Raw genomic sequence first — 9,954 nt, forward strand, 5'->3', positions numbered from 1 at the left:
TCCTCGTCCGCCCTGCTCACTTCTGCACCTTCACCACCAGCCCTGTCGACGCCGCCAGGCTCTGCTGCTTCGTCGTCCCCAGCAGCTCCGTCAGCCACGCCTCGTCCCAGCCGCTCAGCTTGCCTAGCGTTTGCCCACCCAGCACCGTCGGCACGTTGCCCTGCCAGCTCACCGTCGCGCCGGCGCCCGCCGTGCTGGCCGTCATCGCCGCCACCGTGCCCAGGCTGCTTTCGCTGCCGTACACCAGGTAGCCGTACTGGTCGCTGCTGCCGCTCTTGAGCGACGCCGTCGACTGCACCACCAGGCTTGCCCCGCCGCAGTTGCTGGTGCCGCCCAGCACGCTCAGCGTGATCTTGCCGCTGGCGCTGGCCTTGCCGTCGCTCACCATGTAGCTGAAACCATCCAGCCCGCTATAGCCCTTGGCCGGGCGATAGGTGTAGCTGCCGTCGGCGTTGCGCGTCAGCGTGCCGTGCGCCGCTTTGCCCAAGGTCAGCGTCAGCGCATCGCCTTCCAGGTCCGCCACCAGCTTGGCGAAGTCGATCCGCACGCTGCCGTCGCGCTGAAGCTGGTAGACCGCGTTCAGCGCCACCGGTGCATCGTTCACCGCCGTCACCGTCAGGTTCACCGCATAGGTCGCCGAACTCGCGCTGCCGTCGTTTACCGTGTAGGTGAAGCTGTCGCTACCGGCGTAGTTGGCCTTCGGCACATAAGTGAAGGTGCCATCAGCGTTGCGCGTCAGCGTGCCGTTCTTCGGCTGCGCCACGATCGATGCCGTCAGCGCGTCGCCATCGGCATCGCTGCCCAGGCTCTTGAGGTCGAGCTTGAGGCTGCCGTCCTCGGCCACGCTGTAGCCGGCGTTCTTCGCGACCGGCGCGTCGTTCACCGCCAGCACCGTCACCACAATCGTCGCCGAGCTACTCGCCTGCTTGCCGTTGGCTTTCTCGGTCGCCGTCGCGATCACGTTCAGGTTGAAGCGACCGTTGAAGTCCTTCGGCGGCGTCAGGCTCAGCTTGGCCAGGTTCCAGCCAGTGACGTCGGCACGCGTGTTGCCGACCGTGGCGGTGAAGGTCTTGCTGCCGTCGGTCAGCACTGCACCGACCGGCAGCGCATCGATCGTGACCGTCAGCGTTTCCGAACCATCGGTGTCGCGCAGCGCAGCCTGGATCGCCGAGAGCTGGATCGCGCTGTCTTCGAGGCCGGTGTTGGCCGGCAGGGTCTCGGTCAGCGCAATATCATCGATCATCGCCCCGCGGCCGCTGCTGTCCGGCTTCGGCGCTTCAGCCACGATACGGATCGCCTGGCTGCCGCCCTTGCCCACGAAGCTGAAGCTGATCGCACGCCAGTCGAGGCCCGAAGCCGGGCTGGCCGCTTCGTAGCTGCCGATCTTCACCCCGTCGACGTAGATGCCGATCCGGCTGATGTCGGCCGTGTAGCCGACCCGACCGGCGTAGTCGAGGCTCAGCGTGTAGCTGGCACCGGCCACCGTCTCCACCTTGCGCTCGATGCCCAGCGTCTGATGCTGGCTGGCCGTCGAGTTGTTCAGCTCCAGCCAGTTGGCGCCGTTGCCCGCGGCAGCCTTCACCCGGTGCATCACCACCTTCGGGTCGGCCATGTCATCGTCGTTGCTCCAGATCTCGAAGCCGTTCTGGCCGCCTTGGGTGGCGTCCGGCGTGGTGACCAGCGTCCAGCCGTCCAGCGCCGCCTGCTGCACCAAGGTCGAGCTGCGGTCGACGTTGGCCGCGCTTTCCCAGCCGGTGCGGAACAGCTCACGGGCCGGCTTGGCCGGATCGGCCAGACTCAGCGACGGCGCATCGGCCACCGCGTCGATGATCAGCCGTACCGTAGCTACGTTGGAGTCGGCCCGGTCATCGTTGAGCTTGTAGGTGAAGCTGTCGGCACCGCTGTAGTGGGCGTCGGCCAGGTAGCCGACCGTGCCGTCGGCGTTCAGCGTCAGCTTGCCGTGCTGCGGGCCGTTCACCACCACTAGCTTCAGCGCATCGCCGTCGGCGTCGCGGTCGTTGGCCAGCGGTTTCAGCACGATGCTGTCGTCTTCGGCCAGCGTGGCCGCGTCGTCGGCCGCGACCGGCACGTCGTTCACGGCCCGCACGGTCACCGCCAGTTGCATCGCGCTGCTGGCCTGCTTGCCGTTGGCCTGCTCGGTCGCCGTCGCGATCACGTTCAGGTTGAAGCGGCCGTTGAAGTCCTTCGGCGGCGTCAGGCTCAGCTTGGCCAGGTTCCAGCCGGTCACGTCGGCACGTACGTTGCCAGCCGTGGCGGTGAAGGTCTTGCTGCCGTCGCTCAGCATCGTGCCGACCGGCAGCGCGTCGATCGCCACCGTCAGCACTTCCGAGCCGTCGGTATCGCGCAGCGCAGCCTGGATCGCCGAGAGTGCGATCGCGCTGTCTTCGAAGCCCGTATTGGCCGGCAGCGTCTCGGTCAACGCGATGTCGTCGATCATCGCGCCGCGGCCGCTGCTGTCCGGCTTCGGTGCCTCGGCCACGATGCGGATCACCTGGCTGCCGCCCTTGCCGACGAAGCTGAAGCTGATCGCACGCCAGTCGAGGCCGCTGGCCGGGCTGGCCGCTTCGTAACTGCCGATCTTCACGCCATCGACGTAGATGCTGATCCGGCTGATGTCGGCCGTGTAGCCGACCCGGCCGGCGTAGTCGAGGCTCAGCGTGTAGCTGGCACCGGCCACCGTTTCCACCTTGCGCTCGGTGCCCAGCGTCTGATGCTGGCTGGCCGTCGAGTTGTTCAGCTCGAGCCAGTTCACGCCATTGCCCGTCGCGGCCTTCACCCGATGCATCACCACCTTCGGGTCGGCCATGTCGTCGTCGTTGCTCCAGATCTCGAAGCCGTTCTGGCCGCCTTGGGTGGCGTCCGGCGTGGTGACCAGCGTCCAGCCGTCCAGCGCCGCCTGCTGCACCAGGGTCGAGCTGCGGTCGACGTTGGCCGCGCTTTCCCAGCCGGTGCGGAACAGCTCGCGGCTGGCGTTGGCCGGGTCGACCAGGCCCAGCGACGGCGCGTCGGCTTCGGCCGTCACCGTCAGGCTGATCGTGGCGGTGGCCGAGTTCAGGCTGCCGTCGCTCACCGTGAAGGTGAAGCTGTCGCTGCCGCTGTAGTCGGCCTTCGGCACGTAGGTGTAGCTGCCGTCGGCGTTGCGCGTCAGCGTGCCGTTCTTCGGCTGGGCCACGATCGCTGCGGTCAGCGCGCTGCCTTCCACGTCGCTGCCCAGGCTCTTGGGCTCGAGCTTGAGGCTGCCGTCCTCGGCCAGCGTGTAGCTGGCGTTGCGCGCGGTCGGCGCGTCGTTCACGGCGTTGATGGTCAGGCTGACGGTGGCCACGGCCGAGGTCAGGCCGCCATCGTTCACGGTGAAGGTAAAGCTGTCGCTGCCGTTGTAGTCGGCCTTCGGCACGTAGGTGTACGTCCCGTCAGCGTTGCGGGTCAGCGTGCCGTTCTTCGGCTCGGCCACGATCACCGCGGTCAGCGCGCTGCCTTCCGCGTCGCTGCCCAAGCTGCGCAGGTCGAGCTTCAGGCTGCCGTCCTCGGCCAGCGCGAAGCTGGCGTTCTTCGCCACCGGCGCGTCGTTCACCGCTGCGATGGCCAGGCTCACCGTGGCGGTGTTCGACACCAGGCTGCCGTCGCTCACCGTGTAGCTGAAGCTGTCGCTGCCGTTGTAGTCGGCCTTGGGCACATAGGTGTACGTGCCGTCGGCGTTGCGCGTGAGGGTGCCGTTCTTCGGCTGGGCCACGATCGCCGCGGTCAGCGTGCTGCCTTCCGCGTCGCTGCCCAGGCTGCGCAGGTCGAGCTTGAGGCTGCCGTCTTCCTGCAGCGTGAAGCTGGCGTTCTTCGCCACCGGCGCATCGTTCACCGCCGCGATGCACAGGCTCACCGTGGCGATATTCGACGTCAGGCTGCCGTCGCTCACCGTGAAGGTGAAGCTGTCGTTGCCGTTGTAGTGGGCCTTCGGCACGTAGGTGTAGCTGCCGTCGGCGTTGCGCGTCAGCGTGCCGTTCTTCGGATTGGCGACGATGGTCGGCGTCAGCGCGTTGCCGTCTGGATCGCTGCCCAAGGTTCGCAGATCGAGCTTCAGGCTGCCGTCTTCCTGCAGCGTATAGCTGGCGTTCTTCGCCACCGGCGCGCGGTTGCCCGCCTCCACCGTGATCGCCACGCTGGCCAGCACCGAATCGGCCTGGCCGTCGTTCGCCACGTAGCTGAAGCTGTCGGCGCCGTAGAAGCCGGCGTCCGGCGTATAGGTGAGGCTGCCGTCGGTGTTGGCCGCCAGCTTGCCGTGCAGCGGTTGCACCACGACCCGCGTGGTCAACCCTGCGTTGGCCGGCAAGCCGCCCGCGGCGTTGTCCACATCGCGGTCGTTGGCCAGCACGTCGATGCGCACCGGCTGCCCCTGCTGGGTGGTCGCACTGTCGTTCAGCGCCACCGCCGCGTCGTTCACCGCGGTGATGGTCAGCCGTACCGTGCCGACGTTCGAGGTGCCGTGGCCGTCGCTCACCGTGTAGCCGAAGTGGTCTTCGCCGTTGAAGTCGGCATCGGGCGTGTAGCGGTAGCGGCCGTCGGCTTCGCGCACCAGGCGGCCGTGGCCCGGCGCCACCACCAGCTCGACGTGCAAGGCGTCGCCGTCCACGTCCCGGCCCAGACGGGCCAGGTCGATCGCCAGGCTGCCGTCCTCGGCCAACGTCAGCGTGACGTCGTCGGCCTGCGGCAGGTCGTCCAGCGGGTCGACCGTCAGCTGCACCGTGGCCAGCCGCGACGCCTCGCGGCCGTCGTTCAGGCGGAAGGTGAAGTGGTCCTCGCCGTTGAAGTCCGCGTCCGGTACGTAGTGGTAGCTGCCGTCGGCGTGGTGGGTGAGCCGGCCGTGGGCCGGGCCGTCGACGATCTCGATCTGCAGCGCGTCGCCGTCGGCGTCGCGCCCCAGCGCGGCCAGGTCCAGCCGCAATTCGTCGTCCTCATCGAGCCGGTAGGCGGCGTCGCCCAACTCCGGCGCGTCGTTCACCGGCACCACGGTCAGGTTCACCGTGGCCAGCTCCGACTGCGCCTGGCCGTCGTCGAGGCGGAAGCTAAAACGGTCGCTGCCGTGGAAGTCGGCATCCGGCACGTAGTGGTAACGGCCGTCGTCGCCCAGCGCGAGCGTGCCGTGGGCCGGCTGCTCGACGATCAAAGCGCGCAGCGGATCGCCGTCCGGGTCATGGCCGAGCGCGATCAGGTCGATGGTCAGCCGGCCGTCCTCCTCCACCGCAAGCGCCGCGTCGTGGGCGCGCGGCGGGTCGTTCACCGGCAGCACGCCCAGCGTCACGGTGGCCAGGTTGGCGTACAGCCGGCCGTCGGTCAGCAGGAACTGGAAGCGGTCCTCGCCGTGGAAGTCCGCCGCCGGCGCGTAGCGGTAGCGGCCATCGTCGAGGCGGACCAGCGTGCCGTGGGTCGGACCATTGGCGATGCTCAACGTCAGCGCGTCGCCGTCGACATCGGCGCCCAGGCCGAGCAGGTCGAGGTCGATGAAGCCATCCTCGTCCAACGCGTAGCGGGCGTCGCGCGCGGTCGGTGCGTCGTTCGCGGCGGCGATGTGCAGAGTGAAGGTCACCGCGTCCGATTCCGTCTCGCCGTCGCCGGCCAGGTAGCGGAAGGTGTCGGTGCCGTTGAAGTCGGCGTCCGGCGTGTAGGCGTAGCGGCCGTCGGCCAAGCGCTCCAAGCGGCCGTGGATCGGACCTTCGACGATGCGGATCGACAGCGCGTCGCCGTCGACGTCGGTCGCGCCGGCCAGCAGGTCGAGCACGACCACGCCGTCTTCATCAAGACCGGCCTGGCCGCCCTGCACCACCGGCGCGTCGTTCACCGCGGCCAGCGTCAGCGTCACGGTAGCGACGTTCGAATCGGCGCGGCCGTCGTTCAGGCGGTAGCTGAAACTGTCCGTACCGTTGAAGTCGGCGTTGGGGCGGTAGAGGAAGCTGCCGTCGGCATTCAGCACCAGCTCGCCGTGGGCCGGGCCGTCGACCAGCACGGCGGCCGACGTGTCGCCGTCGGCATCGGTGCCGGCCGGCAATTGGCCGTGCAGCACTTGGTCCTCGGCCGATTCGACCGTGTGGTCGAGGGCGACCGGGGCGTCGTTGACCGGGGTCACGGCGATGCGGACGGTCGAGACGTTGCTGGCGGTGGCGCCGTCGACCAGGCGGTAGCTGAAGCTGTCCTCGCCGGACCAGTCGGTGGCCGGGACGTAGCGGAAGGTGCCGTCGGCTGCGAGCGTGACGCTGCCGTGGGCCGGGCCGGTGACCAGCTCGGGGACGAAACCGGCCAACTGGCCCTGGTCGTTGGCGCGGACGTCGATGGCGATGGCCTGGTCTTCGTCGGTCATGACCGCATCACCGTGCGTCACCGCCGCGCCGAGTAGGCGCACATCGCGGATGGTGGCGTGGCTGCCCAGGCTGGCGGCGTCGCGGCCGAAGCCGATCAGGTCGAACGACAGGTTCACCGCCGTGCCGGCCGCGATGCCTTGCAGATCAATCAGATAAGTACGGCTGCCGTCGGCGTTGACCGTGACGGTGACGCCCTGTCCCAGCCGCTGGCGACCGTCGGCCTGGATGTTGAGCAGCGCGTCGCTATGGCTCATTCCCAGACTGCCCGCCAGCGAGGCGCCGGTCGTTGCGTCGAGCAAGGCTGCTTCGAAGGCGTCGTCCGGGCCGGCCTGATCGTCGAGGGCCAGATTGGCCACGGTGAAGCTCAGGTAGCGGTCTTGCGCGCCGACGATGAAGGACTGGGTCAGGCGGGTCTGGCTATTGCCCACCTCGACCAAGGTCGCGCTGCGGTGGTCGGCGACGACCTTGCCCTCGGTAGCCCAGGCCAGCAGGTCGTCGATGAACTGCGGATTGGCGGCAGCGATCGCCGTTGCGGGCACCTGAGAAACCGACGCAGCTGACGGTGCGGCGGTGACGACGATAGCGCCGACCCGGTCGAAGTACGGGCCATGAGCACGTAGCGCCGCCACGTCGGCCGGATCAGGCAGCCGGCGCAGACCGGGCTCGATGCGCTCGCTCATGCTGGCGTCGTCGCCTTCGCCGTGTTCCAGGCCGAGGACGTGGCCGAACTCGTGGATCAGCACGCTGAGCAGGTCGAGCTTGCCCTCGGCCGGGCTGCCGGCCTTGGCGCGGAATTCGGTGGCGTGCTCGGTCGGCTCGAACTCGGACTGGTCATCCGCGCTAGCGTCGACGAACCAGCCCCAGCCGGCGCCGGTGCTGTCGAGCTGGATCAGCTTGCCCGCGCTGCTGCCGGCCAGGCCGGTGGGTAGGTTGGTGATCTGGATCTGCACCTGGTCCAGCAGGGCTGCCGAGGCGCCAGCGTCGAGCCAGTATTGGCGGGCTTGCGGGAGTAGCGACTCGACTTGGCCATAGCCGAGTTCGGTGACACCGATGCCGTTACCTTCTTCTTCGACCGTGAGCGGTTTGATGGTGTTTTCGTAAAGATCGAGGAAGTTAGCTGCATCCAAACTTGGCTGAAGCGCTTCCCTAGCTGAGCGCAGAATACTGGTCTTATTTACCGCTACTTGCTCAGCAGCCGTGACAACCCCGTTTGCATCCTTGGTTAGATTGAAACCAATCAGCTCATCATTGAGTGAGTTGGCATACTCCTTGGTAACTGGATCTTTCTTACGGTAGGTGATAAAAATATTGGTATTAAACCAATCCAAATTGGACCGCCCAAGCACTGTGTGATACTCGTCCTTGAGTATAGCCTCCTGTATGAAAGCAGCAACTGATTTAGCCGTCCCTTCATTGGGGAACTCCAAAACATGGCTATAGCCAGGATTTTGGCGGAGAGCTTCGCTAACACGAACCAGATACTGAACAAATTCAGTCGATATTTCCGACCTTTTTCCAATTCGGTATGCTTTATCAAGCCAATATTTCGCATCAATTGTGGTTAAAGAGAATTCACCGCCAGGCATTAGCGCGCGCGAATCACCCAGGCGAATAAAATTCTCCCCAGGTTTTTTATTTGAAAACGGATTTTCATACAGCAACGTGTGCGCAATATTATCGCCACTTTGCACACTAATCCGGGCCCCTCCAGGCCGCGCTGAAACCTCCACCAATCGAGTTCCTTAACTCTATCGGTGGCGGTCTCCTGAACCAAAATCATTCCCTTCAAGGGATCTGATTTGCTTCGCGCATAGGCTTCTGCCAGTGAAAAATAGGGCAGAGCCGAATTGGTCGGTAAAATTTCATTTCGGAATGCCTCATTAATTGCATCCGTCACATCACCACAATCGTTATGCACCCACAACCCATGCTCACCAACATAATAGGTATGGTAATTCGCCACCTCTATATTATAAACCGTGCATTTAAAGTTATTGCCAGGCTCCCACCAAGAAATCCCTTGATTAGGCACCTTGGCTTCCATGCCAAAGACAGCTTTAATCGCCCCCCCCTGAAATCAATTACACGTCCCTCATTGGAACCAAAAGCCCCTGTTCCCACCCCACCTCTCCATTGGCAGTTCTTAGAATGACATTTTTATCATTAACAATGACCGACTCTCCATCGGCAGTTTCGATTTCATGCCCGCCTCGAAGGCTATAGACAGGAAGCCAGCCTGGGTCACTGTCCAAATAGTGATCCAAGGCCATGTAAAATAAATGACTATCGGTTACGGCCAAATATGCATATGCATCCTCATTCCACATACGCCCTTCCCGCTCCGCCGCATCCACCTCCGCCTTCGGCAAATAACTCAGGAAATAAACCTCCTGATCTTCCGTTCGCATCGTCCGCACCACCGGCTTATAGGCCTGCTCGCCCTCCCCGAGTCCGGCTTGGACAACACCATGTCCCCACCTTGATCTGCTCAATCGGCACCAACCCCTTGTCGGTATGCACCAAGGTCCCTGCCACGAAGCACACCGGCCGTCCGGCCACATTCTTGATCTGGAATTCCGGATCGTCGCAACGCGACAGCAGCTGGATTTCCATCTTGTACAAAGCATCACCCGAAACTTGACCGGTCAACCGGTTTTCCAGCTCGTCCAGCCCGGCACTCGGTGCAGGGCGGCGAATTCGGCCTTCTGCGCCGGAATCACCAAGGCCGCCTCCGCCGCGCTACGGATCTGGTTCCGCAACTGCCAAGCCAGCGTGGCTTGCACTTCCAACTTCTGCGTCGTGTCGAGCATGTCCACGATCTTCGCGACCTCTTGCCGATACCAGGCGCTCGCCTGCGACATGGTCAGCGACTGCCGTGCCGGCGTGATCAAGGTGTACTTTCCGCCCGCCTTCAACTCCGTCTTGCCCTCGATCTCGGGCAGGATGTCGTCCACCACCTTGATCCGGCCGTCCGGCCCCAGCGACTTGGCCAGCCGCTCTTCCACCGCCTCGTCCAGCGGCGGCCGCTTCAGCAGCTTGTGCTGCACGAAGTCCGTCCCGATCATCCGCCCGATCAGCTTGAACACCCCGGCCAGCGCCACCGGCACCGCCCGCCGATCGCGCCCGAAGTCAGGATCTGCTCCAGCGAGTAGCCCGACTGCCCGACTGCCCGTCGGTCATCTGGTTGACCTTGATCAGCGCGTTCTCCACCGCCGTCTCGAACACCACCCCTTCCATCGCCCCAGCCCCGGCCAGGCCGGCCAGCCGGCCGCCACCGTGCTGCGGTTGATGCTCCATACGCCGATCTTGCCGCCGCCTCCATCGAGACCGTGGTCGCCATGATCGTGCCCATCAGCTCGGTGAAATTCGCGTTCGCGAACTGGTCGTACGACAGCCGACCCTGGTTGTACAGCGCCAGCCGCTGGTCGTAGTGCGCGTAGTAGTCGTTCAGCACCAGGTTCACGCCGGCGTACAGCAGCTTGCCCCACCAGCCGTCTTCGGCCGCCTGCTCCGTCTTGCCGGGCACCGGTTGTGCCGGCGGCTCCAGCAGCACTTCGGTGATCGTCGGCATCGGCACGCTGGCCTGGCC

General features: G+C 65.3%; 5 protein-coding genes. All 5 read right to left on the reverse strand.

Translation table 11 applies throughout. The features are described from left to right. Positions 1 to 16 precede the first annotated feature (16 nt). Positions 17 to 7,492: a tandem-95 repeat protein gene (locus tag H9L41_RS11370; protein WP_187523835.1), complete on the reverse strand. Its 7,476-nt coding sequence runs from the start codon at positions 7,490 to 7,492 to the stop codon at positions 17 to 19. 458 nt (positions 7,493 to 7,950) lie between these two features. Next, complete coding sequence (locus H9L41_RS11375; protein WP_187523836.1) at positions 7,951 to 8,409, reverse strand: hypothetical protein; 459 nt, start codon at positions 8,407 to 8,409, stop codon at positions 7,951 to 7,953. Positions 8,410 to 8,446: 37 nt separating this feature from the next. After that, the gene (locus tag H9L41_RS11380) at positions 8,447 to 8,773 is read right to left on the reverse strand and encodes a hypothetical protein (RefSeq protein ID WP_187523837.1); all 327 of its coding nucleotides are present in this window, start codon (positions 8,771 to 8,773) and stop codon (positions 8,447 to 8,449) included. Between the two features lie 237 nt (positions 8,774 to 9,010). Then, positions 9,011 to 9,451: a hypothetical protein gene (locus tag H9L41_RS11385; RefSeq protein ID WP_187523838.1), complete on the reverse strand. Its 441-nt coding sequence runs from the start codon at positions 9,449 to 9,451 to the stop codon at positions 9,011 to 9,013. Further along, a complete protein-coding gene (locus tag H9L41_RS11390; RefSeq protein WP_187523839.1) occupies positions 9,439 to 9,936 on the reverse strand; it encodes a hypothetical protein in 498 nt (165 codons plus the stop codon). Before H9L41_RS11390 ends, H9L41_RS11385 begins: the two co-directional genes overlap by 13 nt. Positions 9,937 to 9,954 lie beyond the last annotated feature (18 nt).

This window comes from Chitinimonas koreensis (assembly GCF_014353015.1).
Classification (GTDB): domain Bacteria; phylum Pseudomonadota; class Gammaproteobacteria; order Burkholderiales; family Chitinimonadaceae; genus Chitinimonas; species Chitinimonas koreensis.

Bases quoted from the DNA above. Each gene is read 5' to 3' on its own strand.
- H9L41_RS11375 (WP_187523836.1), bottom strand. From the start codon at position 8,409: ATGGAAGCCAAGGTGCCTAATCAAGGGATTTCTTGGTGGGAGCCTGGC.
- H9L41_RS11380 (WP_187523837.1), bottom strand. From the start codon at position 8,773: ATGCGAACGGAAGATCAGGAGGTTTATTTCCTGAGTTATTTGCCGAAG.
- H9L41_RS11390 (WP_187523839.1), bottom strand. From the start codon at position 9,936: ATGCCGACGATCACCGAAGTGCTGCTGGAGCCGCCGGCACAACCGGTG.